Genomic DNA, 24,927 nt, shown 5'->3' on the forward strand with positions numbered 1-24,927 from the left:
GCGCGGCGGATCAGAGCTCGACCGTGTCGCCCGGGGAGAGCCGCTCGTACGCCGTTCCCGTCCCCGGGCCGTTCTCCCCGAGCAGGCCGTTCACGACCGTCTTGCCGATCTCGCTGAGGACCTCGTCGTGCACGGAGAACGCACGATTCGGCTTGACCGCGCGGACGTAGTCGACGACCTCGGCGGCCTTCTGCCAGGGGCCGCTGATCGGCACCATGAGGCTGTCGACCGGCCGCTCCGGCAGGGTGAAGGCGTCGCCCGGGTGGAAGACGCGTCCGTCGACGAGGAACCCGACGTTGCCGACACGGGGGATGTCCGGGTGGATGACCGCGTGCCACTCGCCGTACACCTCGACGCCGATGCCGTCGATCTCGAGGGCGTCGCCGTGGCCGACGGTCGTGACCCGGCCGCCCAGGCCCTCGAGCTTGGCGGCGGTGGCGCCGTTGGTCCAGACCCGCAACCCCGGCGACGAGTCGAGCGCGGCGCGCAGCGCGGCCTCGTCGAAGTGGTCGAAGTGCTCATGGGTGATGAGCACCGCGTCGGCGCCCTCCAGCGCGCCCGGTCCGGTCAGCCCGCCGGGGTCCACCACCAGCGTCGTGCCGTCCTTCTCGATCCTGATGCAGGCGTGCCCCAGCTTCGTCAGTCGCATGGGCCGACGTCCCTTCCTTCCGGATTTTGTACAGCCAAGCTGTATATCAACGCCGAATATACAGCACGGCTGTAGAGTCCTCGATGTGGACGAGGTGGACGTCAACGAGGTCGCCCATGAGCTGCGACTGGTCGTCGGACGGCTGGTGCGCCGGGCCCGCAGCCCGGAGGACCCGCCCACGCCCCAGGCCGCCGTTCTGGGCCATCTGGACCGGGAAGGCCCCATGACCACCGCCGAGCTGGCCGACCGGCAGCGGGTGCGGCACCAGTCGATGGCCCGTACGGTCGGGCAGCTCACCACCCTCGGCCTGATCGCCCCCGGCCCGCACCCGAGCGACGCCCGCAAGACCCTGCTCACCATCACCGACGCGGGCCGCGCCGAACTGCGGAGCCAGCGGACCAGGCGGGCCGGCTGGCTGGCCGAGGCGATGGCGAGCGAGCTCAGCCCCGAGGAGCGGCGGGAGCTGGCCCGCGCGGTCGCCCTCCTGGCCCGCCTGGCCGACCGCTGACCCGCCGACCCGGCTCACGGGAGGGCCCGGCCCCACCGGCCCCGGAACGCGATACGGGCCCGGGACGTGGGTCCCGGGCCCGTACGGAGGGTGTGGCGGCTCAGCCGTTACGGACGTAGACGCCGTCGCCGGTCGGGTCGTCCGGGTCGCCCTGGGGGAACGAACCGCCGACCGACCAGACCGTCTTCGTGCCCGCCCGGTTCGCCAGCGCGGTCAGGTTGACGTCGTGTCCAGCCGGGCGCGGCGCGGCCGAGGAGGCGAACGCGTCACCCGTGACGTGGACGAGCGCCGGGTTCCACGCGCCCTGCAGGATCCACAGGCCGCCCGACCCGTCGGCTGCGGCCTTGGTGTACCCCACGCCCTTCGTGGCGACGAAGGACTTGGACTTCGTGCCGGTCAGCCGCAGCGCCAGGGGCTTGTAGCAGACGTCGTCGCCGTCCTCGCCGCAGGACCACGACTGCGAGCCGACCGCCCAGACGTTCTTCCCCGACACGGTGATGTCGGCGAAGGACGTGGTCGCGTCGGGTTCCGGCTTGGCCAGGGAGACGGTCTTGACGACCTTCCAGGACTTGCCGTTCCAGTGGGCCACCACGGCCTTGTCGCCGCTCGAGCCGCCCGCCCAGATGTTCTTGGCGGACACCGCGTGCACGGTGCCGATGTGGGCGGGGAGCTTGACGCTCGTCCACTTCTTGCCGTTCCAGTGGCGGGCGGTGGTACCGCCGTTCACCGCCCATACGTCGGAGGCGCTGACCACGTCGGCGTCCGTCGCGCGGAAGCCGCCGGTGAACTTCGCGGACGTCCACTTCTTGCCGTTCCAGTGCACGACCGAGCCGTCCTCGCTGCCGAACGCCCAGACGCTCTTGCTCGACGAGGCGTCGACGACGTTCAACGGCATCGACCAGCCTGCGGGGAGCTTCACGTCTTTCCAGGTCGTCCCGGACAGGTGCTGGACGACCGGCCGCGTCTTGCCGCTGACGGACCGCTTGCCCACCGCCCAGGTGCTCCCGGTCGGCGCGACGGTGACGTCGCTCAGGACGTCGTCGCCCGGCAGTTTCGTCGTCTGGGTGACCTGCCACGTCGGAGTGGCCGCGTGCGCCGTGCCGGCGCCGATTCCAAGGGCCAGCGCAGCCGCGCCGACCCCCACGATCATTCGTCGCATTCTCGCCCTTTCGCTTTCTCGAAGAGGACGCCGGACATGATCCTTTGGTTCACCTGTTCGTTACTTCTCGGAGAATTACGCCCTAATGCGATGAATCGGGCTCCTGGTCGGGGAACTCCGACAGCAGCCGTTCGGCCGCCTGCCGCACGCCCGGGTCGGTGTCGTCCAGCAGCTCGGCCACGGCGGGAAGGAGGGTCACGATCGTGGAACGAACGTGCTCGGGCCACTCTTCGGGCCGCTCTCCCGCGGCGACCGGACCGGGAACGGCCCGCGCGAGATCCGTCACCAGGGACAGCAGGGGGATCCGGACGCGGTTCTCCGAGTCGGTGGCCATCAGGACGAGGAAGGGAACGGCCACCACGGTCGCCGGGAAGACCCTTCCGTCCTTGATCAGAGCCACGCGCAGGTCCGCCAGCGCCACCACGGCGGTCTTGGCGTCGGCGGACGCCGCCGCGCGGATCCGTTCCGGGAGCTCGGTGGCCGGACCGCGCGCGCCCTCGATCTCCTCCCAGTCGATCCGGAGCAGGTACGCGTTGAGGTCCCGCTTCGGCCACAGGCGTTCGAGGTCGAGGCGCAGGGTGGCGATCCCGCCGGCTCCGCCGACGGTCAGGGTGCCCTCCGGGTCCAGGGTGAGCGCCTCGATGCCCGACCCGAGGTCGAGGGTCGCGGTCAGGCCCGAACCGTAGTCCCACACCCGGACGGTCCCCGTGCTCCAGGCGGCGACGATCGCCGGCCCCGTCTCCAGGCATTCGAGGCCGACCGCGACCACCGTGCCGTCGCGCCGCCAGAGGCCGATCACCTCCGGGTCCTCGCTACCGGGCGCGCACACGTTCACCAGACCGGACGAGTCCCCGCTCACCACCGTGCCACCCGGCCCGTCGAAGTGCCGGCAGGCGATCGCGGTCACCGGGGCGTCGTGCGCGGCAGGACCGAGCAGAACCGCCGCGGCCCCCGCATCCGCCGGGGTCTCCGCATCCGCCGGGATCCCCGCATCCGCCCGGGTCCCCGCATCCGCAGGTGCCTCCGCGTCCGCTGGGCCCCCCGCATCCGCCAGGGTCCCCGCATCCGCCGGATCGTCCGGTCGGGGGGTCGGCCAGAGGTGCAGGCCGCCCGCCTGGTCGCCCGCGACGACGCCGACGGCCGGGTCGGCGGCCCAGACCGTCAGCCCGGCCGGCCGGTCGGCGCCGCTCAGCACCGCCGGGGGCTCGAGCTCCGGAGCGGCGAACGACTGGTCGGAGACGCTTTCGACGGTCCACCGTCCGTCGACGTCGGTCTCGCCGGCGCGCAGGGACAGCGGCTCCGGGCCCGCCGGCTCGGCCGGCTCGGCCTGGTCCGGCTGGTCGGCCTCCGGGGATCGGATGTCGTCGACCCAGTCGACGCCGAGCGTACGGGCCAGGTCCTCGAGAGCCGTACGGGTCCGGCCGTGCACAAGGAGGGTGAAGTCGGCGTCCCCGTCGTCGAGATAGATGATCGCGTCAGGTGCGCCGTAGGCGACGGTCCTGGCGCCGAGCTCACGCCAGGGCAGCAGGCCGAGCTCCGGGAAGTCGCGCCGGATCCGGTCCACCAGGTCGGGCTCCGGGTCGTCCGGCCACACACTCCAGCCGTAGTGCCCGGGCAGCCGCATGACGGCCAGTTGCAGGAAGAACTCCGAGATCGACCGCGCCTGCACGGCCCAGCCCTCCCCGACGCTGACCAGCACCTTCGGGTCGGGAAGCGCGGCCTCGGCGGCGAGATAGCCCCACTCGTTGCAGTACTCGTACTCCGCCTTGAACACGCAGACCCGATGGTCGTCGTCCGGCCCGACGAACGGGTTGCCCGGCGGCAGCCCGTCGGAGACGCCGTATCCGGTGGGGTCCGGGCGCACCGTCGGCGGCCATTCCGGGTTCGTCCAGTACAGCCGAGGCCGATAGGTGAAGGAGTTGAACGGCAGGTCCCACCACTCGTCCAGGGCCGCCGGGATCGGCAGCTTCAGGTCGACGCCGGCGAACTCGTCGTCCTCCTCGCCGGTCCACTCGGCCTTGAGACGGCGTACGTACGCGTGATGCTCGGACTCCGACCAGCGCGGCCAGCGGGGTTCGCCGCCGGGCGGCTCGTATCCCCACTCCTCCTGGAAGGCGCGCAGCAGCTCCCACCTCGGGCCGGTGTCCGCCAGATGCTCGGCGAACTCCGCGGGCGTCATACGATCGCGGTCGTCCCACCGCGGCATCACCCGTCGCAGCCGCTCGGCGAACCGCCGATAATCGATCATTTCCGGCACGGCGGCCAGCGTAGGGGCATCATGCGCCGATCGCACTTCGTGGGACCTTCGGCCCTAGCGCCTCCCGTCTCCACTCGGCGAGCATGCTCTTAGTCAGGCGGAGAGCCGTGGGACGGCGATCCGGCGCCCGCGCCCGAAGGCAGGGGCGCGCCAGGCTCCGCCGATCCGTAAGCGGGGGAATCCCATGGCGGAAGAGTTGCTCACGAGTCCGTCCGCCTCCAACCGGGCCGTGACCGTACGGGAGAACCGGCAGAGCCTCGGACCGCTGCTGGAGGCGATCGTTCAGGTGGGCCCGGGAGCGGCGCCGGTGGTGTCGCTGCGCGGCGAACTCGACCTCGCCGGCGCGGACGCCTTCGAGGAGCTGGTGCTCACCGTGATCCTCAGCCACGGACCCGACGTGGTGATCGACGCCGCCGGCCTGGCGTTCTGCGACGCGCGGGGGCTGGGCGCTCTCGTGCGGTGCGCCAATGAGGCCCGCCGGACGGGTGGCCGGTTGACGCTGGCCCGGCCGAGCCATCGGCTGCGCCGCCTCATGCGAGTGGTCGACCTCGACCGGCTGCTGTACATGGCCTCGGTCCCGGAACCTCGCTGACCTGGGATGATCTGTTCGACATTGTCGACAGACCTGTGTTGACGGGCCCGCATACCCCAAATAGCTTCATTCATGCGTCGTGAAGGCGCCGGCGGTCTTCCCGTCGGCCGGCTCTCGGCGCCCGCCCGCGCAGGTGGCAAAAATTTCAGACCCGTACCGGGTCGCTCCCTCTTGCTCTGCGCATGTCGCGGCCCAAGCTTGCCCCTTCCCCCATTACGGGCGGGGTGCTCCCCCGCACCCCGCCCGGAGGAAGTCCCCTTCCCCCGGTTATGGGAGAGGTACTCCCCCGTACCTCGCCCATGAAACCCCCATCCCCGTTATGGGCGGGGCGCTCCCCCGGCGCCCCGCCCATAAGAAGCCTCCATCCCCCGGTTATGGGCGGGGTGCTCCCCCGGCGCCCCGCCCATAAAAGCCCCATCTCCCCCCTCACGGGCAGGGTGCTCCCCCTGCGCCTCGCCCGCAGAAAGCCCCCATCCCCCCATCACGGGCGGGGCGCTACCCCGGCGCCCCGCCCGTATGACTTCCTCAGCTGAACAGGTAGTGGCCGCAGTTCGGCCACTGGCCCTGCCAGCGGCCGTTCACCCGGTTGTAGAGGAGTTGCGCGCGGTAGGTCTGCTCGGCCGCCGGCGCGTCGCTCGGCAGTCCCGACCCGCCGACCGTCGCCCAGGACTGCCGGTTGAACTGGTACAGCCCGTAGTAGCCGGCCGGGTTCACCGCCCGCGGGTTGCCGCCCGACTCGCACTTGGCCAGCCCCGCCCAGTTGAGGCGGGCGGCCGACCCGACGCCGCTCGGCTGCGGGCCGAGCGCGATGATCTGCGACACCGGCTTGCGCTTGACCTTCTGGTCGATGACGGCCTTGACCTTCTTGCCGTGCCGCCGGACGTACGCGGTGGTGACCATCTTGTAGCCGGAGCGGCCCGCCCGGGTCACCTTCCGGCTGAAGGCGGGGAGCTTGCCGTCCTTCTTCTCGACCGTCGGCGCCGGGATCACGACCTTGGTGGTCTTGGGCGCGGACAACAGTCGCAGCACCTTGATCGTCGGAGCCGGAGCGGCGTCCACGGCGGGCGTGACCAGGTCGTACCTGCCAAGCTGAATGCCGACTTGGGCGAGGACGTCACGGACGGTCGCCCCCGTCGTCATCGTCTCGGCCTTCTTCTTGCGGTCGACGAGGACGACGACCTTGATCGGCGTCGCCGTCGGCTTCACCGCCGCGTCGCGCGGCGCGACCGCCGCCGCATCCTTCTTGCCGTCACCGGCCTTGCCTCCACAGGCCGAGGCGGTGATCGCGAGCATCGTCAGACCAGTGACCAACAGGGAACGGCGCACATTTCCTCCGTATCGGCAGCCCCCGTACCGGCCAGACCATAGCGGAGCGTACGACCGCATTCGCCACAAGCGACGAATTTCATCCCGATATCGATCAGCCAGCACCGACAGCCGCTACCCGCCACAAAAGCCACGCGGGCACCGCTCGGCCTTGAACCACGCGGGCGCTGCCGCCCCTCAGACCACGGGGACGGCAGCGCCGATCAGCGGACTAGATGACGAGCGACAGGAGGAGCACGAGGACGAAGGCGACGACGGAAATGATCGTCTCCATCAGCGACCAGGTCTTGACGGTCTGGCCGACGCTCAACCCGAAGTACTCCTTGACCAGCCAGAACCCGGCGTCGTTGACGTGGCTGAAGAACAGCGAGCCCGCGCCGACCGCCAGCACCAGCAGCGCCGTGTGGGAGCTCGACATCCCGCTCGCCAGCGGGGCGACCAGGCCGGCCGCCGAGACCGTCGCGACGGTCGCCGAACCGGTGGCGAGCCGGATGGCCACCGCGATCAGCCAGCCGAGGACCAGCGCCGGGATCGACCAGTGCTTGGAGAAGTCGACGATCATCTGACCCACGCCGATGTCGACGAGCGTCTGCTTGAAACCGCCGCCCGCAGCGACGATCAGGAGCACGCCCGCGATCGGCGCGAGGGAGCTCTCCACGACGGACGAGAGGCGTTCACGAGTGAAGCCGGCGGGGCGGCCCAGCGTGAACAGAGCGAGGATGACGGCGGCCAGCAGGGCGATCACCGGGGTACCGATCACGTCGGCGACCCGCTGGGTCATGTTCTTCGGGTCGTCGATCACGATGTCGACCAACGCCTTGATCAACATGAGCGCGACCGGCAGCAGCACCGTGACGAGGGTCGCGCCGAAGCCGGGACGCCGCCCCGTCTCCTCCGCGTTCGGCTGCGGCACCATCCGATCGGGGGCCGGGACGTCGACCCACCGCGCCGCGTACCTGGAGAAGACCGGGCCCGCGATCACCACCGTCGGGATGGCGACCAGGATGCCCAGCGCCAGCGTGACGCCCAGGTCGGCGTGGACGGCGCCGATCGCGGCGAGCGGTCCGGGGTGCGGGGGGATCAGGCCGTGCATGACCGACAGGCCGGCGAGGGCCGGGATGCCGATGCGCATCAGCGAGTAGTTCCCGCGCTTGGCGACGAGCAGCACCACCGGGATCAGCAGGACGATGCCGACCTCGAAGAACAGCGGCAGCCCGACGACAGCGGCGATCAGGACCATCGCCCAGGGCATGACCCGGCCGCTCGCCCTGGCGAGGATGGTGTCGACGATCTGGTCGGCGCCGCCCGAGTCGGCCAGCATCTTGCCGAGGATGGAGCCGAGGGCGATCAGCACGCCAACGCTGGCGACGGTGCTGCCGAGCCCCTTGGTGAAGCTGTCGACCACCTTGTCCAGAGGGGCGCCCGCGACCGCTCCGAGCGCCAGCGAGCCGAGCGTGAGGGAGAGGAAGGCGTGCACCTTGAACGCCGTGATGAGCACGACGATCACGGCGATGCCCACGAGGACGGCGATCAGTAGTTGAGCGTGCCCGGCCGAGGTGATCGGCGGGGGTGCCGCGTCGGCGAGGTGGGTGAGGGGGACCAAGGCCTGACCTCCAGGGGGGTTGGGCAGGCCGGCGGTGCCGGCGGGGGTTGAACTGGGGCTTAGAGGTTGGACTGGGCTTGGGGGCTGAACTGGGGCTTAGAGGTTGGACTGGGCTCGGGACCTGAACTGGAATTTAGGGGGTGAACTGGGCTTATGGGTTGAACTGGGCTTACTCGCTGACGGTACCCCGGTCCGCCGGAGCGATCACGACCACCCACCGTCAGCCGCGCCGGACCGTGGTGACGCTGGGTCGAGGAGGTTGTGACCGCGCGGCCCTCGCCAACGATCACGATCTGTGACAGAGTGACTACGGTCACAGTCCCCCCAGGGAGAGCGGTATGCGCGGACTGCCTCTCGCCGCCCGGGCCTACGCCGGCGGCGTCATCGCACTGGCCATCGGCGTCATCGCGACGTCCTCGTTAACGGGCCTGTGCTGGCCGAGACTCGCCGTCCTCGCCGCCCTGTTCGTGGTCACCGAGTCGTCGGCGGCGACACTCACGATCAAACGCGCCCGCGTGTCCATGAGCTTCGCGGCGGGCCTGGCCGCCGTCGTGCTGGCCGGCCCGGTCGGCGCGACGCTGATCGGCGTGACCGCGATCCTCACCGGCCGGCGCGACATCGGCCTGGTCAAGCGCCTGTTCAACGCCGCGCAGTACGCCCTGAGCGGGTACGCGGCGGGCGCGGTCTTCCAGACGCTCGGCGGCCATCCGTACCGCTGGGGCGACGCCAACTGGACCGGTCAGGTCCTGGGGCCCTTCATCGGCGCGCTGGTCACCTTCGTCACCGTCAACCTCGCGCTGCTGGCCACCGTCCTGCTCGTCAGCCGGCAGGCGACCTGGCGGGAGATCCTGGCGCTCGGGCGTCTGGTCTTCCCCGGCTGCCTCGGCTTCGGGATGATCGGGCTGCTCATCGCGGGCATCTGGCCGGCCGCCGGTCCGCTGTCCGCCGTGCTGGTGCTGATGCCGGTGTTCATCGCCCGCTGGGCGTTCACTCAGATCGTCGCCCAGCAGCGAGCGCACGCCGCCACCGTCGCGGCGCTGTGCCAGGCCGTCGAGACCAAGGACTACTACACCCGCGGCCACAGCGAGCGCGTGGCGTACGGCTCCGTGATGATCGCCCGGCAGATCGGGATGCGCCCCGACCGGATCAACCGCCTCCGGTACGCCGGCATGCTGCACGACGTCGGCAAGCTCGGCGTGCCGACGAAGGTGCTGCAGAAGCCGGGCCGCCTCACCGAGGAGGAGAACGCCGCCGTCCAGCTGCACCCGATGCGCGGCGAGGAGATCGTGCGCGGCATCGACTTCCTCGACGAGGCGCTCGGCGGCATCATGCACCACCACGAGCGGGTGGACGGCACCGGATACCCGATGGGCCTGGCCGGCGAGGAGATCCCCGAGTTCGCGCGCATCCTCGCGGTGGCCGACACGTTCGACGCGATGACCTCGACACGGTCCTACCGCCCCGGCCTGCCGGCCGAGACCGCCATCGAGGAGCTGCGGCGCTTCGCCGGCACACAGTTCGATCCCGTACTGGTCGACGCCTTCCTCACCGCGCTGGACCGCGACGGGTGGGTGCAGGCGGAGCCGGTCCCGCCGCCGGAGAGCGACGACGTGGAGACCACCCAGCAGGACCACGACGACCCGTCCATGCCGATCGGTGTGGAGGCCGGTGCCCCGTGAGGGGATGCCGCGCGGACGCCCGAGCACGGCGCGTGCGCCCCGCGCGGTGAGGACCGAGCTCGGCGAGCGCCACGCCCGCTGAGCCTCGGATCCGCGAACCCCGCATCCGGCCGGTGGCCGCGGCGTGATAACCAGGGAGGGTGGCGGTCGTGCGGCGCCTCACCGACCTTCGCCGGGGCCTCCATCTGGTCCATGTCCTGGTGGCCGTCCCGCTTGCGCTCATTCTGATCATCTCGGTCGTCGACTACCTGACGCCGTCGACCGTCCACCTGAGGCCGCTCCTCGTGGTGGCGCCCGCGCTCACCGCCTCGTTCGCCGGCCCGCGGGCCACTGCGCTGATCGGAGCGCTGGCCCTGGTCGCCGGGACGTTGGAAGGCGTGGAAGAGCACAGTCTGACAAAGCCCGACCAGTGGATGGAGATGCTGGCGATATTCGCCGTATCGGCGTTCGTCGTGCTCTTCCGGGCGGTCCAGGAGCGGCACGAGAAGGTCCTGCATCGCGTCCGGTCGGTCTCCGAGATAACTCAGCGGGTCCTGCTCCGGCCGCTGCCGCGGCGGTCCGGGCCCCTGCGCATCGCATCGATGTACCTGGCCGCGGCCGAGGAGGCGAGGATCGGCGGGGATCTGTACGCGGCGGCCCGCACGGGCGACGGCACCCGTCTGCTGATCGGGGACGTTCGGGGCAAGGGACTGGACTCGGTCGGTGAGGCGTCGGCGCTGCTCTGCGCCTTCCGCGAGGCGTCACACCATCAGCACCTGCCCCTCTCGGCGCTCGTGCGGCGTCTGGAGTCCAGCGTCTGCCGGGACGTCGCGGAGCTCACCGGCACCGCCTCGAACCCCTCCGAATGCTTCGTCACCGCGTCCATCCTCGATGTCCCCGACGCCGAGCCGAAGGTGGACGTGGTCCTCTGCGGTCATCCGCCGCCGCTCCTTCTCCGCGGGAACCGGGTACTGGCCCTGGAGCCGGACGAGGTGGTTCCTCCGCTCGGACTGGACTTCGTGAAGTCCGCCCGACCCCAGCCGACGACCTTCCCGTTCGAACCCGGTGACGTCCTTCTGCTGTACACCGACGGCGTGGTGGAGGCTCGCGACCGTACCGGCGCCTTCTTCGACCTGACGGCGTGTCTGGCGAAACGGGCCGGCGAGGACGTCGACACCCTCATCGAGCGGCTGCGCGGGAATCTGTTCGACCATGTGGGCGGTCGCCTGGGCGACGACACCGCCATGATCGCGATCGAGCGACCGCCGGCGGGGCCGGGCGAGGACGAGCGCGGCTGATCATCTGCCTCCCTGCCGCGCGATCCGTCCCGCGAGATGGTCCGTGCGCGATGGCGTCGGCGAGTCCGAAGGACCGTCAGGCGGCCTCGGATCGCAGCTGGATGATGCGGGACCGGCTGAGCCGGAGGGTGCCGTAACAGATCAGCGCGAACCCGGCGATCTCGGCGATCACCCAGCCTCCCGTCCGGACTCCCTCCCCGAACATCGTGACCCCGTACAGGATGCTGGCCACCGGGTCGGTGATCGTCAGCGCCGGCTGTGCGGCGACGAGGGTGCCGCTCTGCAGCGCGTTCTGCAGGAGGAACAGGCTGCCGAACCCGGCCGCGACCATCGCGTACGGTTCCCACGAGGTCAGCAGGACGGCGAGGCCCTTGCCGGCCAGGCCGGTGGTCGCCTTCATGAACGTGGCGGTGAAGGCGAATCCGAGCCCGGCGGTCACTCCCAGCAGCGCGACGCGTGCCGGGCCGGAGGTCGACCTCGCCAGGAACACGATCCCGACGATCACGCCGACCGTGACCACCGCGGCGGTCACCCAGATCAGCACGCCCGGAGGGCGCCGGCCGGGCGTGGGGGACGCCGCGCCGAGGAATCCCGCCAGGCCGGCCGTCATCGCGCCGACGGCCAGCCAGACGCGCCGGCCGAGGTGGACCTGGGACAGCCGGGCGATGAAGATCATGGTCAGCGGCAGCTCCGCGACCAAGAGAGGCTGGACCAGGGCCAGCCCCCCCTCGCGACAACGCCAGCGCCTGCAGGAGGAATCCCGCGATGAGCGCACCGATGCCGCCCAGCCACACCGGCCGGCGGATCAGCGCCCACAGCAGGGCCGGGCGGAAGGCGGACTCCTCGGGGGCCGACCGCGCGGCGCGGCGCTGCAGCACCGATGCCAGGGCGTTGCTCGCCGCGGCGAGCAGCGCGAAGAGGACGGCGGTCACGGCAGCCTCGCCTCCGGGCACTCGGAGACGTTGTTCTCCCGTTTGGCGAGGTACGGCGAGCGGCCGAGGATGACGATCCCGGAGACCATCATGGCCAAGCCGATGATCTGTCCGGCCAGCGGGCCGGGGCCCAGCCGCAGCCGCTCGGTGAAGACCAGGACGCCCAGCAGGATCCCCGTGATCGGCTCCGCCGCGGTCGCCGCGGGCAGGGAGACGCGAAGCGGCGCGGCGTCGAAGGCGGACTGGGCCAGCAGGAGACCGCAGATCGCGACGATGACCAGGGCGTACGGCTGCCAGCTCGTGACGATCGCCCAGAGCCCGTGGCCGAGTCTCAGCAGCAGGCCCCGGGTGACGGCGTCCTGCAGGCCGAAGAGCATCCCGGCGGCCGCGGCGAGCAGCATGGCCCGGGTCTGGAGCGGGGAGCGCCGTCCGATCGACACGAGTACCAGCGCCAGGAACACGATCCCGGCCGCCGCCAGCCAGCGCTCGGACTCCGGCCCGGTGGGGTGCTCGCCCGTCGGCCGGCCCAGCACCAGGAACAGCGCGATCCCGCCGGACGCCATCAGCCCGCCCAGCCACTCGTTCCAGTGCAGGTTCTCCTTACAGACGATCCGCCCGATGACCAGCGCGAACAGCAGGTTGGTCGCCAGCAGCGGCTCGACCTTGGCCACGTTCGCTCCGGACAGTGCCAGCGCGCCGAGGATCTGGCCGCCCACCATCGCGGCGAGCCCGGCCAGCCAGAGCGGTTTGTGGATGAGATCCAGCAACAAGGACGGGTGCAGCATCCGCCCGAGCGGCTCTCGGTACGCCGCGTGCTGCTGGGCCACGAAGCCCAGCCCCAGCAGGCCGGCGGCCGCCAGCCCGATAAGAAAGATCATTCCCCCCCCCCCGATCGAAATGGGTCATCGCCTCCCTGGCCGCCGTACCCGCGCCTGACCGGTCCCTCGTCGGCTCCCTCGCGCATGGTCGGCCGGCCCGTCCGCCTCCTAGTGATCGCCGGTCACCCCGTCGCCGCTCTGGTCCGCGGTCGCACCCACAGCGGTTCTGCTCGGAATACGCCTGCTAGGTGGCCTTTCCCGCGATTCACCGGGTGATACCAGGAATGACGGCCGGGCGCGGCCTCTCGGTCCCGGTGGCGGTCCGGGGCGGTCCGGTAAACTGGACGGTGATTCCCGCCTAATGCAACGATCATTCGATCCGACGAATGCCGGGCAGGTCCGCCCGATCGCGGAGGTGAGGCTCATCGCCGAGGAGAGCAGGACCGGCAGGGCCGACCCGATCGCACGCTGGCTGCCGTTCGCGATGATGGGCGCCGTGGCGGCCGTCGACCTGATGGCGGGCCCGGAGTTCGGTTATCTGCCCCTGCTCGCGCTGGGGCCGGCGTTCGCGACCCTGCACTACGGGGCACGTCACACCGTGCTGATCGGCCTGATCGCCTTCACCCTCTGCGTCGTCCTGGCGGCCTACGACAACGTCCTGGGCCACCGGCAGGACAACCTCACACTGGCCTCGATCATCGGTGTGACCTCGGCGAGCGTGCTGGCCAGCCGCCGGCGGCAGGAGCGTGAGCGAGAGCTGGCCACCGTGCGCACGGTGGCGGAAGTCGCCCAGCGGGTCCTGCTGCGCCCGGTGCCGAGGTCGGCCGGACCGCTGCGCATCGCGGTGAACTACACCTCCGCCGCGGCCGAGGCGCGGATCGGCGGTGACCTGTACGAGGTCGTCATCACGCCGTTCGGGGTCCGCATCCTGATCGGTGACGTCCAGGGCAAAGGGCTGGAGGCCGTCGAGACGGCCGCCGGCGTGCTCGGCGCCTTCCGGGAGGCGGCGTACGACGAGGCCGATCTCCCGAGCGTCGTCAAGCGGCTGGAGAAGTCGCTGAACCGCATGCTGGCCGGCGAGAGGTTCGTCACCGCCGCCCTCGCCCAGTTCGGCGACGCTCACGTACGGCTCGTCAACTGCGGCCATCCGCCGCCGCTGATCATCGGCCGCAGCGGCGACGTCCGCGTCGCCGAACCCGAGGACCCGTCACCGCCGCTCGGCATGACCGATCTGATCGACGCGCCGCCGCGGCCGTACCTGCTGCCCTTCTCCCCCGGCGACCAGATGCTGCTGTACACCGACGGCGTCATCGAGGCCCGCAACGACGCCGGACAGTTCTACCCGCTCATCGACCGGGCCGTGCTGCTCAAGGCCGCCGGAGCCGAAGAGGCGCTGAGCGACCTCCAGGCCGACCTCATCCGGCACACCGGAGGTCCGATCGCCGACGACGCCGCGATGCTCCTGGTCCGGCATCGCTGAGCGCACGGTCGCCGCGCCGAGGGCCAGGGCGATCGGTCACCGGCGTTCGTCGCGATCGTCACCGCGGTTGGCCACGATCACCGCGACCGGCGGGATGGCGAACGCGACGATCGTGAGCGCCGCGGCCGCCGTCGCCGAGAAGCGGACGACCACCGTCCAGGACAGCAGGAACAGCACCATGCAGACGGACATCATGACCAGGTAGGTCCGTCGGCGGCTGCGCTGGCCGGTCACATCGCCTCCTCGAACCCGCGCCGGATGAGCCACCCGTTCACCGGCCACGCCCTCGAGAACCCGGTGATCGTTCCGACCCGCGTCGGAGACCAGGTGGGGACCATACGTCCGCCCTACCCGGACGGACGGCGAACACCACGCCTTGCGCTCGGACGGCGGCTACTCGATGCGGCGGGCCAGTAGCGCTCCGGCGGTCATGGCCGCCGCTCCGGCGAAGGCCGCGGTCGCCGCGATGAGCGCGGCGCCGGTGAAGCCATAGGCGCCGGCCAGCCCGGCGAAGGCATACGGGGCGACGGTCGCGCCGGTGTAAATGCCGATCTGGACGGTATGGCCGGCGTTCTCGGCCTTACGGGCGACCAGCCGCAAGGTGGTGGCGAGGAGGAGTCCCGTCCAGCCCCATCCGGCGGAGAAGGCCAGCGCGGAGCCGAAGACGAAGGTCACCGGTGTGCCGATCGCGATGAGCACGAGCCCGAGACCTCCGGTGAGCATCATCGTGGTGATCAACGCGGCGTTGCGGTGGGGCGCGCGATCGGTGAGGGCGCCCGCGCCGAGCCGGACGGCGACGGCGAGCAGCGCGCTGAGCGACAGCAGGTTCCCGGTGACGGTGGCGGGCAGCCCGGAGCGGGTGCCGAGCTGAATGAAGTACGTCGCCACGGCGTTGTTGCCGGTCGCCGACAGGGCGGCGGCCGATGCCCACGCCGCGCCAGACAGTTGGTCCTCACCCCGGAGGGCGACACCCTCCGCGGCCGCCTCCTCGAGCTCCTCGCACAGGACTCACCGCTGGCCGGCCTGACCGCCGAGCAACAACGGACCCTGCAGGACCTGCTCGAACACGCCATCATCCGTCGATGAGGTAGTCCTTCGCCGCCGTCACCAGGCGCCCTCGGACCGGTCAGGAATCGAGAAGCGCCGACCGGCGGCCCGCGCCTAACGTAATCGTCGTGCCGCCCGGCGAACGTCACGCCGCTCGACCGGGGAACCCACGCCGACGTGGCGTTGTGACATCCGGCCCGGATGTCATGCCGACCGATGCAGGCGGCACATGGACCTCAAGCACAAGGAGACAGGCCATGAAGGCGCACGTCAGCTCGATCCTCCTCGGCGTCCGAGACATGGACCGGACCAAGCAGTTCTACGCGGAGGGGCTCGGCTGGAAGATCGAGAACGACTACGGCGTCTCGGTGTTCTTCGAATCGGACGGAGGCTCGCTCGTCGGCTTCTACGGCCGCGAGGGCCTGGCCGACCAGGTGGGCACGAGCCCGGAGGGCAGCGGCTTCAGCGGACTCGTCCTCACCTACGTCGTCCGTAGTGAGGCGCGAGTCGACGAGATCATCGCGGAGGCGGAGAAGGCCGGCGCCACGATCCTCAAGCCGGCCGGCGCCCTGCCGTGGGGCGGGTACGGCGGCTCCTTCGCGGACCCGGACGGCTACATCTGGAGTCTCGGCTACAGCGCCCAGGGAGCGGACCAGCCCTACGCGGAGTAGCCGCCGAGGAAGACCCCCGGCGCGTGTGGGTGACGCGGCCATCGCCGGCTCGGGAGCCGGTGACGCCGAGCCGGTGACGCCGAGCCGCAGACGCCGAGCCGCGGACGCCGAGCCGCGGACGCGAAAGGGCCCCGGCCGACGCCGGGGCCCTTTCGCGTCCGAGCCGACCAAGGACGCCGACCGGTCGCTCCTGTCGAGCGGCCGGTCAGTGGGAGGGATCGGTCAGGTCCGCCGCGGCCCCGGCGGGGGTTTCCCGGGGCAGCATCACGGCCGCCACCAGGAGGGGGACGAGGGCGGCCACCGCGCCGCCGAGCGTCATCGTGTAGCGCGGCCCGATCAGTTCGGCCAGTTTGCCGATCAGCGGGGCGCCGAGCGGGTTGGTGCCGAGGATGACCAGCATGTACAGCGCCATCACCCGGCCGCGCATGGCCGCGGTGACGCCGAGCTGCATGGTGGCGTTGCTGGTCGTGGTGAAGGTCAACATCGCGACGCCGGTGGGCACCAGCAGCACCAGGAACAGCCAGTACGACGGCATCAACGACGCCGCCATCTCCAGCACCCCGAACAGCACCGCCGAACCGATCAGCAGCCTGCGGTTCGGGCCTACCCGGCGGGCCGCCACCAGCGCACCGATCAGCGCGCCGACGGCCTGCATGGTGGAGGCCAGCCCGAACGCGGACGCCCCGCTGTGGAAGACCTTCTTGGCGATCAGCGGCGTGATGATTCCGAGGTTCATCCCGAACGTCGCCACGAACCCCAGCACCACCAGCACCATGACCAACTCGCGGCGGGCCCGCACGTACCTCAGTCCCTCCAGCAGCTGGCCCTTGGTGCGGGCAACCGGCTCGGCGGTGCGCAGCTCGTCGGCCCGCATGAACGCCAGAGAGACCAGCACCGCGACGAACGACGCCGCGTTGACCAGGAAGACCGGCCCGGTGCCGATCACCGCGATCAGCAGTCCGGCCACCGCCGGGCCGAGCACCCGGCCGATGTTGAAGCAGGCGCCGCCCAGCGCGATCGCATTGGGCAGGTCGGTCCTGCCGACCATCTCCACCACGAAGGTCTGCCGAGCCGGGTTGTCCACCACCGTCGCGACGCCCAGGGCGAACGCGAGCAGATACACCTGCCACAACCGGGCGCTGCCGGTGAGGTCCAACAGCCCGAGGATCAGCGCGAGCAGGCCCATCGCCGCCTGAGTGATCACCAGGACGCGACGCTTGGAATAGCGGTCGGCGATCACACCGCCCCACAGCCCGAACAGCATCATCGGCAGGAACTGCAATCCGGTGGTGATGCCCAATGCCGTACCGCTGTTGTGACTCAACTCCAGCATCAGCCAGTCCTGAGCCACCCGCTGCATCCAGGTTCCGGTGTTGGACACCAGCGACCCGGCCGTGAACAGCCGGAAGTTGCGGTTGCGCAGCGACCGGAACATCGGCGCCGCCAACGCCCGGATCAGCCGCGATCCGCCTCCGCCCTGGTCGGCGTCTCCACCATCGGTCCGGTCCGGCTTGTGCTCTGTGAGTTCACCGTACTCGTTAGCGGGGCTCATTACTTATAGCTTACTAAAGCGTCATCAAGGGAGAAAAGTCCTCATCGGCGGCGACGAGAACGGCGGGAAGCGCGAGGCTTCCCGCCGTTCCGTTCAGGCCCGAGCGGCGTTCAGGTGACCACCCCGGCCGTTTAGGCTTGAGCGGTGTTCAGGTGACCGCCCCTGCCATTGGGGGTGGAGCGGTGTTCAGACCGCTCCTGACGTGGGTCGCGTGACGGTTGCCGCCGTCACGCGACCTTGTCGGCCGCTTCGAGGAGGTGCGGCTTCGCCGCGGCCTCCTTCTTCTTCGCCTCGACGAAGAAGCGGCCCACTGACCCCGCCCCCAGGAGGACGAGGATGTATCCCGCGACCGAGTCGAGACTGATCGTCGGGGTCTTGAGACCCGCGACGAGGCTCCACCCGAGCGACAGGACGGGCTTGGCCGGCTGCAGTTCGGCGTGCGCGGAGATCGTGAGACCACGCTTCCACGCACCGCTCATGCAGGTCGACGAGATCGTCGCGAGGGCGCCGACCCCCAGGCCACCGAGCGTCGCCCACATGTCGTGCTGCGTCACGACCGTCGGGCCGTGCGCCGACATGAAGGCGATGAAGGTGACCGGCACGGTGACCAGTCCGGACAGCGCGGAGGCCGTGAAGACGGCCTCGTTGCTTCCCGCACCCTGCTCACGCCGGCCGAGGCCGGTGAAGATGCGAGCCATCGCCCAGTAGCACGCGCCGTTGATGAGAACGGCGACGATGCCCATGGGCGACAGGTGCGACACCGCTCCCCCGTAGAGGAGAAGAGCGCCGATCACCGAGACGGCGACCCAGCTGACGATCCGCCAGTCCCGCCGACCGCTGGCGAGCGCTGCCATCATCGGGCCGATGATCAGCGTGAGGACGCTGCTCATGGCCGGGGGCATGTGGTGGACCGCCTCCTGGCCCGACCAGATCGACAGGCTGCTGGTGCAGCCGAAGACCAGTGCGGCACGCCACACGGGCCACTCGACCTGGCGGAGCTTGGGACGAACCACCAGCCACAGCGTCACCGACGCGGCGACATCCGTGAGGAAGCTCGTGACCAGGGCGGGCATGCCCGTGGCCCCGGACTTCACCAGCAGGATGCTGTTGCCCGTGCCGCACGTCATGGCCATGACGGCCATGAGCCAGCCGAGCGCCGGCCGCCGACGCTTGACGGGGCCGCCGATCTCGCCGGTCAGCCACCGTCCGCCTTTCCTGACGGGAGCACTTACCAGCCGCCACGGCACCTCGAAGAGGTAACGCCGAGCGGCCGACTGAGCCTCATGGAATTTACCCATGGACCCCCTCCTTCTGTGAGGGGTGCTCACGAAGAGGTCCCGGGTTGTTCAAGCCCGGTCCGCTTCGCTGCACCCGTTGAACGGATGCAACTCGAGAACCGGGATTCGTCCTGGTTTGTGGAGTTGCGCGAATCACGCTAACACAAGGCCCCGACATTCGGTGGTAACCTTTTCGGCGTGCAAGCCCCTCATTTATCGCGGCGGACTGTTCACCCGTCGGCAGGGGCGCACGGGAGACGGCGACCCGGCTCTGCGTTGGAGAAATCTCCTTTTGTGAGGCAGGATCGGGCCGTCGTTTTCCCAGCTCAAACCAGGACGGCAACGACCCGTCAGCGGTTTCGTGCGAACGGCGCATGCCGCCCCGAACCGATGCACGACTCGAATCGTGGCCGGATTCGGCCATTAACCCCTCCGCAAACAATGCGTCACGGGCCGTGAAAACCAATGGTCGAGGCATGCCCACGCCGGAAGCCATCCGTCAGGGATTCACGGTGGCCAGTGACGAACGATTCGCGAACCAGGCGATCGTTTCGGCCAGTCCGGTCCGTAGGCTCACTCGCGGTTCCCAATCGAGGGCCCGGCGGGCCAGACCGATGTCCGGGCGCCGCCTGGTGGGGTCCTCATCCCGCGCGCTGACGTGCTGAATCGGGGACTGGGAGCCGCACAGCTCCCGGATGAGCTCGGCAATGGCCACGACCGTCAACTCCTCGGGGTTTCCGATATTCAACGGTCCGAAATGGCCCGCAAAGGCGGCCTTAATTAGCGCGCCGGCGGTGTCGTCCACATGGCACAGCGAACGCGTCTGCCGCCCGTCGCCGTGGACGGTGATGGGCCGGCCGGCCAACGCCTGCTGAATGAAGGTGGGCACGAGCCGGCCGTCCTGCGCCCGCATGCGGGGGCCGTAAGTGTTGAAGATGCGCAGGACCACGGTGTCCACGCCGTACACGTTCCGGTACGCCTCGCACGCCGCCTCACCGAACCGCTTGGCCTCGTCGTAGCAGGAACGCGGCCCCATGGGATTCACATTGCCGTGGTACGACTCGACCTGGGGATGGATGGACGGGTCGCCGTAGACCTCACTGCTCGACGCGTACACACAGCGAGCCCCTTTCGCGCGGGCGAAGTCCAGGGCGTTGAGCGTGCCGAGCGAGCCGACACGGAGGGTCTCCACGGGCCGCGCCAGATAGTCGACCGGACTGGGCAGTGAGGCGAGATGTATCACGAGCTCGACTCGGCCCGGCAGGTCGAGAGGCTCGTTGATGTCGTGTTCGACCAGTGCGAATCCAGGCCGCCCTGCCAGGTGCGCCACATTGCGGGCGGTACTGGTGGCGAAGTTGTCCACGCAGTAGACCCGGCACTGCCTATCCAATAGCAGCTCGCACAGATGCGATCCGATGAATCCGCTTCCCCCGATGACTACTACTCTCGACAATTCATTCAACTACGTCCCCCTCTACTGGGTGCCGAATCCGCGCTATGAACGAATGAAGTCGATGATCGCCTCGACGCCCGGGTCGTAGCCCTTCGCCGTGGCCACGCGAAGCGTGGGAACCGCTAGTGACACCTCCTCGAAGCCGCTCCCGGTCCGGGCGCCGGTTCCCTCGCGCCGGGCGAGCTCCGCCCGCCGGGAACTCGGGCTGTCGGGCTGCTCGCGGCGCCGTTCGGTCACGCGTCGGCGCGCCAGCTCGAGATCGATCACGCAGTGGACGACCTTGATGTCCGCTTCGGCCTTGAGCGAGTCCAGCCCGAGGCGCCACCTCCGGTGCTGGAAGGCGGCTTCGGCCACGACGGTCACCTTCGACGAGAGCAGCAGGTCGATCGTCTGGAAGAAGGCGTCGAAGGTCAGCCGCGCGACGGACTCCTTGCCGGCGGCAGCGAGATCATGGCCGAAGGTGTGGAAGATGCCCTCGTTGATGGCGTCGCGCGACACCAGAGGGCACGGCAGCGCCTGCGCGAGCAGACCTGCCATGGTGGTCTTGCCCGAGCCGGGCGGTCCACTCACGACGACCAGGGTCGGCCGGTACGCGCCGTTGGTCCGCGCCGTACCGGACGATCCCGCCGAGTCCCCGCCGGCGCCCGCCGAATCGCCGCTCATGGCATCGCGACGATCACCGTATGCCTCGTGGTCGGCCATCCCCTTCGATCCTCACCTGCGCGCGGTCGGCGATGTGTCGGTGTCGTCTGCCCAGGCGATGGACAGGTGCTGCGGCACGGTGAGCAGTGGCGGCCCTCCCTCGGGCAGGAATCCCGCGCCCAGCCACGTTCCCGCCGTGATGGTGGCGCTGCCCGCGGCGCCCGCCGCCGCGGCCGCGGCGGTCCCGTCGTGCAGGTAGCGCAGGTCCACGCTGACGCCGGTGGCGCTGCGGAGCCTGCGCCGTAGCGCCGGCGCCCGCTCCGTGAGGTGCCCGTAGATCCCCTGTCCGTCGTCGGCGGGCAGTCCGTCCCGCACGAACGAGGCGACGCTGACGACGATCCGGACCCGGTCGGACGTCGAGCCCGCGGCGTCCCGGACCGCCTGGGCCAGCGCAGCGCCGACGGCGGCTTCGACACCGTCGGCGTCGGGCCGTCGGGGCGTGGGCCGGGCACGAACGCGGCGGAGTCGCCGCAGGGTGCGGCCGTGGCGCTCGGCGACCGCGGTCTTGATGCGCGTATGGCCGAGGTCGGCCACCACCGCGGCCTCTTCTCCGGAGTCCGTGGGCGCGTGCCGGGCCGCGCCGATGAGCGGGGCGAGTTCCGGCCGGGGCAGCACGGCCACGGGGCCGGTGCCCGGTGCGAGGGCGGTGCCCGATGCGAGGGCGGCGGCCGGTGCGAGGGCGGCGGCCGGTGCGAGGGCGGCGGCCGCCTCCACGCCTTCCAGGACGAGCGGTCCGCACCTGCCCGCCAGCAGACCGCCGGCGAGCCAAATGCCGTCGACGGTCACCCAACGGGCGAGGAAGGCCCGGTGGTACGGGGTGGTCCCCTGCCGGCCGGCGGTCGCCGGATCCCGCAGTGTCGCGATCAGCGCTCCGAGGCGCATCCCGAAGGTGTGCAGTACTCCGGCGGCCGAGCGGGCCGCCTCCGCGTCGGGTGACGCCACGGCGGTGGCGAGGTCGTCCGCCAGGCGGTCCCGCCGCAGGCCGCGCAGGCCGCGTTCGGTGGCCAGGGTGTGCAGGGCGTTCAGCGAGCACGCGTCCTCCGCGAGCCATCCTTCGACGCCGATCGCGCCGGCCGGTCCCAGGACGACGTGATTCAGCGACGCCTCGCTGGTGAGTTCTCCGGGGCGGAAGGACGTCGCGGTCACGATGTACCCCGGCGGTCGCAGTCGCCTGTCGCGCGTCGAGCCGTCTCACGCGGCGCGCCTCGGGTTAACGTCGCGGCGTGACGCATTCCCCCCTGCCTCCACTCCCCCTGCCGGCACTTCCGAGGCTGATCGCGACCGACCTCGATGGAACGCTGCTGGGCGCCGGGGGCGCCGTCAGCACGCGCAACGCCGTCGCACTGCGCCGGGCGGCGGGCGCCGGCGCCACGGTGGTGCTGGTGACCGGACGGTCGCAGCCCAGGCTCCGGGACGTCTACTCCCAGCTCGGCGCCCGGTACCTCGCGATCTGCGCCAACGGCGGCGTGGTGTACGACCCGGTCGAGGAGCGGGTGCTCGCCTGCCGGCCGATCGCTCCCGAAGACGTTCACCAGGTACGCCTGCGGCTTCGCGAGCGGGTGCCCGAGGTGGTGTTCGCCGCCCACGTGGAATGCGGTGGCCGGGTGCTGTACGAGCCGGGCTGGCCCGGATACCGCGAGGTCGGAGACGGCCGTTCGCCGGCCGGGCCGCCGGACCTGGCCGGCGGGCCGGTGGTGAAGCTGCAGGCCCGGGCCCCCGGGCACGAGCCGGAACCGTTCACCGCGCTGGTCGCCGAAACCGTCGGCGATCTGGTCGAGGTGACTCGGCAGGGGTACCGCGGTCTGATCGAGATGAGCCGGCGCGGGGTGACGAAGGGCAGCGCCCTCGCGACCGTCGCCGACGAGCTGGGGATCTCGGCCGAGGACGTCCTGGCATTCGGCGACATGCCGAATGACGTTCCGATGATGCGGTGGGCGGGGTGGTCGGTGGCCGTGGCCAACGCGCACCCGGAGGTACGGGCCGCGGCCGAAGAGGTGACCCTGGCCAACGTGCAGGACGGCGTCGGCGTCTACCTCGAACGCCTGCTGGACGGGCGCACCCGGCCTGGAGCGGCCACGGCGTGACGACCTACTGCTCAAGGCCGAACACCGCGGCGACCCGCCGTACAGAATCCTCCTCGGTGATCGTGGGATCCACCGTGAACCCGTTCAGACCCAGCTGCCGGGTCTGCTCGGTGAGCCGGTCGGTGAACATCGCGTCGCGCTGAAGCAGGTTCCGCAGCGCGCGCTGCGGGTCACCGGTCTTGGCGATGAACCCCCATGCCGGGCCGCCACGGCCCTCGAACACCTTTTGGCGGAACTCGTTCGTCGGCAGCAGCCACACGGCGTGGCCGGTCTCGGCGAGCAGGGGCCGGACGAGGTCGGGCAGCAGCCGGAACCCCTCGGCGATCACCGGCCCGTCGGCCGAGAGGGCGAGAAGGTCTTCGACGATCAGGGCGAACCCTTCGCCCTGGTACCAGTGGAAGGTGTCGAGCATCTCCTGCGGGCTCCGGGTCACCCACCGTTCGTCCATGTCCATGGCGGCGAACCTGCCCAGGTACGGAGCCTGCTCCGCGGGCATGCGGCGGGCGTGGTCGGGCATGACCGCGTCGGTGTCGTACAGGGGCAGCCCATGGCGGTCGGCGAGGCGCCGGGCGATGGTGGACTTCCCGGACCCGCTGCCGCCGCCGATCCAGTAGACGTTGCGCAACCGCTCCCGGAGAACCTCGGGGGGAGTCTCTTCGTGCAGTGCAGAGTGCATTCGTCGCTCCTCGCGTGTCTATCGGCTGGAGACCTCGCCGCTGCTGCGGCGGTGGGCGGTCTGGTAGAGGTCGGCGTACTTACGGGCGATTCCGCTCCAGGAGTACTCGGTGATGCGCGTGTTGTCGGCCGGCCGTAGCCGGCCGTGCAGCGCTGCGGTCATCTGTTCCTGGAAGCCCTCGACGTCGTACGGCGAGACCGCGGGGACATCGGGGAAGTCGTGCAGGATCTCGGGCACCTGGTCGGTGACGATCAACGGGCAGCCGCAGGCGATGGCCTCCAGAGCGACCATGCAGAACGTCTCCAGGAGGTTCGACGGCACGACCGCGACGTCGGCGGCCTGGTAGTACGCGGGCAGCCGGTCGTGCGGAACGAAGTTCAGGAACGTCACGGACGCGTCGATGCCGAGCCGGGTGGCCGCGTGTTGCAGGTCCTCGCGGGTGGGGCCGTCGCCCACGATGAGCAGCCGGCTGTTCTCGATCTGCCGGCTGATGCCGGCGAAGGCCGTCAGCAGGGTCTCCACGTTCTTGTCGGCGGCGAGGCGGCCCACGTACAGCACGATACGTTCGTCGGAGGGCAACCCCAGCGTGCGGCGAGCGTCGTCGCGGTCGCCCGGTGTGAAGTGCTGCAGGTCGATGCCCGGTGGGATGACGGCCGAAGCCGGCAGGTCCGCGTCCGCCAGCGCCTTGGCCTGCGCGTGGCCGATCGCCACGATCTCGGCGTTGGCGCGGATTCGGCTGATGCGCCGGGCCAGCGCCTCGTCGGCGCGCGCGTCGGTGCCGGTGGGCATCCATTTGCCGACCCGTCCCCAGTGGGTGACGACGATCGGCCCGCCGACCCGCTCGAGCAGCGCTTCGGCGTCGTCCAGGCCCTGGACGTGGATCACGTCCGCGTCCGCGAATCCCGGCAGCCTCGTCACGGTGGACAGCCACCGGCGGCGGCGCAGGCGCCGGCCGGCCGTGCGTACGCCGCGGGGCGCGGACGTGATGGCGGTGTCGAGCCAGGCCGGCCAGCGCAGGTAGCTCGGATCCAGGTCATCGAGGCCCGCGAAGTAGGCCATCCGCGGCCCACCGACGAACAGGTTCACCTGGGCTCCGAGGGAGGGCAGCGCACGAGCGATCTGGATCATGCCGATCTGGCCGCCGGGCACGCCGGCGCGACCGGGGACGCTCGTCTGGCTCCTCAT

The 24,927-nt window shown here is 70.8% G+C and carries 24 protein-coding genes; 8 read left to right on the top strand and 16 right to left on the bottom strand.

What is annotated here, in order from left to right; genetic code table 11:
- Positions 1–10: 10 nt before the first annotated feature.
- Positions 11–649, bottom strand: a complete 639-nt coding sequence (locus AB0L00_RS08740; protein ID WP_364430337.1) for an MBL fold metallo-hydrolase — start codon at positions 647–649, stop codon at positions 11–13.
- Between the two features lie 85 nt (positions 650–734).
- Between AB0L00_RS08740 and AB0L00_RS08745 the strand changes: the two genes are divergently transcribed.
- Positions 735–1,157 (top strand): MarR family transcriptional regulator, encoded by a 423-nt coding sequence (locus AB0L00_RS08745; protein WP_364430340.1) that lies wholly within the window; start codon positions 735–737, stop codon positions 1,155–1,157.
- A gap of 100 nt (positions 1,158–1,257) precedes the next feature.
- Here AB0L00_RS08745 and AB0L00_RS08750 read toward each other — a convergent pair whose 3' ends face one another.
- Positions 1,258–2,307 carry a hypothetical protein gene (locus AB0L00_RS08750; protein ID WP_364430343.1) on the bottom strand — a complete coding sequence of 350 codons (1,050 nt, stop codon included), beginning with the start codon at positions 2,305–2,307 and terminating at the stop codon, positions 1,258–1,260.
- Positions 2,308–2,398: 91 nt separating this feature from the next.
- A complete protein-coding gene (locus tag AB0L00_RS08755; protein ID WP_364430346.1) occupies positions 2,399–4,573 on the bottom strand; it encodes a hypothetical protein in 2,175 nt (724 codons plus the stop codon).
- 184 nt (positions 4,574–4,757) lie between these two features.
- Here AB0L00_RS08755 and AB0L00_RS08760 point away from each other — a divergent pair, with 184 nt between their 5' ends.
- A complete protein-coding gene (locus AB0L00_RS08760) occupies positions 4,758–5,165 on the top strand; it encodes an STAS domain-containing protein (RefSeq protein ID WP_364430348.1) in 408 nt (135 codons plus the stop codon).
- A 525-nt stretch (positions 5,166–5,690) separates the two neighbouring features.
- Here AB0L00_RS08760 and AB0L00_RS08765 read toward each other — a convergent pair.
- Together AB0L00_RS08765 and AB0L00_RS08770 are read right to left on the bottom strand one after the other, a co-directional pair.
- Entirely contained in the window at positions 5,691–6,491 is an 801-nt protein-coding gene (locus AB0L00_RS08765; protein WP_364430351.1) for a transglycosylase family protein, read from the bottom strand.
- 211 nt (positions 6,492–6,702) lie between these two features.
- Entirely contained in the window at positions 6,703–8,094 is a 1,392-nt protein-coding gene (locus AB0L00_RS08770) for a gluconate:H+ symporter (protein ID WP_364430354.1), read from the bottom strand.
- Positions 8,095–8,432: 338 nt separating this feature from the next.
- On the opposite strand from AB0L00_RS08770, the gene AB0L00_RS08775 reads away from it, so the two are divergent.
- Positions 8,433–9,773 (top strand): HD-GYP domain-containing protein, encoded by a 1,341-nt coding sequence (locus AB0L00_RS08775; RefSeq protein ID WP_364430357.1) that lies wholly within the window; start codon positions 8,433–8,435, stop codon positions 9,771–9,773.
- A gap of 149 nt (positions 9,774–9,922) precedes the next feature.
- Entirely contained in the window at positions 9,923–11,050 is a 1,128-nt protein-coding gene (locus AB0L00_RS08780) for a PP2C family protein-serine/threonine phosphatase (protein WP_364430359.1), read from the top strand.
- A gap of 76 nt (positions 11,051–11,126) precedes the next feature.
- On the opposite strand, the gene AB0L00_RS08785 is transcribed toward AB0L00_RS08780, so the two are convergent.
- A complete protein-coding gene (locus AB0L00_RS08785) occupies positions 11,127–11,825 on the bottom strand; it encodes a DMT family transporter (RefSeq protein WP_364430361.1) in 699 nt (232 codons plus the stop codon).
- A gap of 153 nt (positions 11,826–11,978) precedes the next feature.
- The gene (locus tag AB0L00_RS08790; protein ID WP_364430363.1) at positions 11,979–12,860 is read right to left on the bottom strand and encodes a DMT family transporter; all 882 of its coding nucleotides are present in this window, start codon (positions 12,858–12,860) and stop codon (positions 11,979–11,981) included.
- 355 nt (positions 12,861–13,215) lie between these two features.
- Here AB0L00_RS08790 and AB0L00_RS08795 point away from each other — a divergent pair, with 355 nt between their 5' ends.
- Positions 13,216–14,280 (top strand): PP2C family protein-serine/threonine phosphatase, encoded by a 1,065-nt coding sequence (locus tag AB0L00_RS08795; RefSeq protein WP_364430366.1) that lies wholly within the window; start codon positions 13,216–13,218, stop codon positions 14,278–14,280.
- Between the two features lie 36 nt (positions 14,281–14,316).
- On the opposite strand, the gene AB0L00_RS08800 is transcribed toward AB0L00_RS08795, so the two are convergent.
- The gene (locus AB0L00_RS08800) at positions 14,317–14,514 is read right to left on the bottom strand and encodes a DUF3099 domain-containing protein (protein WP_364430368.1); all 198 of its coding nucleotides are present in this window, start codon (positions 14,512–14,514) and stop codon (positions 14,317–14,319) included.
- A 159-nt stretch (positions 14,515–14,673) separates the two neighbouring features.
- A complete protein-coding gene (locus AB0L00_RS08805) occupies positions 14,674–15,168 on the bottom strand; it encodes a hypothetical protein (RefSeq protein ID WP_364430371.1) in 495 nt (164 codons plus the stop codon).
- A 57-nt stretch (positions 15,169–15,225) separates the two neighbouring features.
- Here AB0L00_RS08805 and AB0L00_RS08810 point away from each other — a divergent pair, with 57 nt between their 5' ends.
- Entirely contained in the window at positions 15,226–15,366 is a 141-nt protein-coding gene (locus AB0L00_RS08810) for a hypothetical protein (RefSeq protein WP_364430373.1), read from the top strand.
- Between the two features lie 218 nt (positions 15,367–15,584).
- A complete protein-coding gene (locus AB0L00_RS08815) occupies positions 15,585–15,998 on the top strand; it encodes a VOC family protein (protein ID WP_345354847.1) in 414 nt (137 codons plus the stop codon).
- Between the two features lie 205 nt (positions 15,999–16,203).
- Here AB0L00_RS08815 and AB0L00_RS08820 read toward each other — a convergent pair whose 3' ends face one another.
- From AB0L00_RS08820 to AB0L00_RS08840, 5 genes are all read right to left on the bottom strand, one after another.
- A complete protein-coding gene (locus AB0L00_RS08820) occupies positions 16,204–17,550 on the bottom strand; it encodes an MFS transporter (RefSeq protein WP_364430376.1) in 1,347 nt (448 codons plus the stop codon).
- Between the two features lie 227 nt (positions 17,551–17,777).
- Positions 17,778–18,848: a hypothetical protein gene (locus AB0L00_RS08825; RefSeq protein ID WP_364430378.1), complete on the bottom strand. Its 1,071-nt coding sequence runs from the start codon at positions 18,846–18,848 to the stop codon at positions 17,778–17,780.
- A gap of 478 nt (positions 18,849–19,326) precedes the next feature.
- The gene (locus tag AB0L00_RS08830) at positions 19,327–20,289 is read right to left on the bottom strand and encodes an NAD-dependent epimerase/dehydratase family protein (protein ID WP_364430380.1); all 963 of its coding nucleotides are present in this window, start codon (positions 20,287–20,289) and stop codon (positions 19,327–19,329) included.
- Between the two features lie 33 nt (positions 20,290–20,322).
- On the bottom strand, positions 20,323–20,943 hold the full coding sequence (locus AB0L00_RS08835) for an AAA family ATPase (protein ID WP_364430383.1): 621 nt from the start codon (positions 20,941–20,943) through the stop codon (positions 20,323–20,325).
- Between the two features lie 51 nt (positions 20,944–20,994).
- Positions 20,995–22,128 (bottom strand): hypothetical protein, encoded by a 1,134-nt coding sequence (locus tag AB0L00_RS08840; RefSeq protein WP_364430385.1) that lies wholly within the window; start codon positions 22,126–22,128, stop codon positions 20,995–20,997.
- A gap of 77 nt (positions 22,129–22,205) precedes the next feature.
- Here AB0L00_RS08840 and AB0L00_RS08845 point away from each other — a divergent pair, with 77 nt between their 5' ends.
- Positions 22,206–23,066: an HAD family hydrolase gene (locus tag AB0L00_RS08845; RefSeq protein ID WP_364430388.1), complete on the top strand. Its 861-nt coding sequence runs from the start codon at positions 22,206–22,208 to the stop codon at positions 23,064–23,066.
- A gap of 4 nt (positions 23,067–23,070) precedes the next feature.
- Here the strand turns inward: AB0L00_RS08845 and AB0L00_RS08850 are convergent, their stop codons facing one another.
- Together AB0L00_RS08850 and AB0L00_RS08855 are read right to left on the bottom strand one after the other, a co-directional pair.
- Positions 23,071–23,742, bottom strand: a complete 672-nt coding sequence (locus AB0L00_RS08850; RefSeq protein ID WP_364430391.1) for a shikimate kinase — start codon at positions 23,740–23,742, stop codon at positions 23,071–23,073.
- Between the two features lie 18 nt (positions 23,743–23,760).
- Positions 23,761–24,927, bottom strand: coding sequence for a glycosyltransferase family 4 protein (locus tag AB0L00_RS08855; RefSeq protein WP_364430394.1), 1,167 nt, complete (start codon positions 24,925–24,927; stop codon positions 23,761–23,763).

Source organism: Actinoallomurus sp. NPDC052308, from assembly GCF_040679195.1.
Lineage (GTDB): Bacteria > Actinomycetota > Actinomycetes > Streptosporangiales > Streptosporangiaceae > Actinoallomurus > Actinoallomurus liliacearum.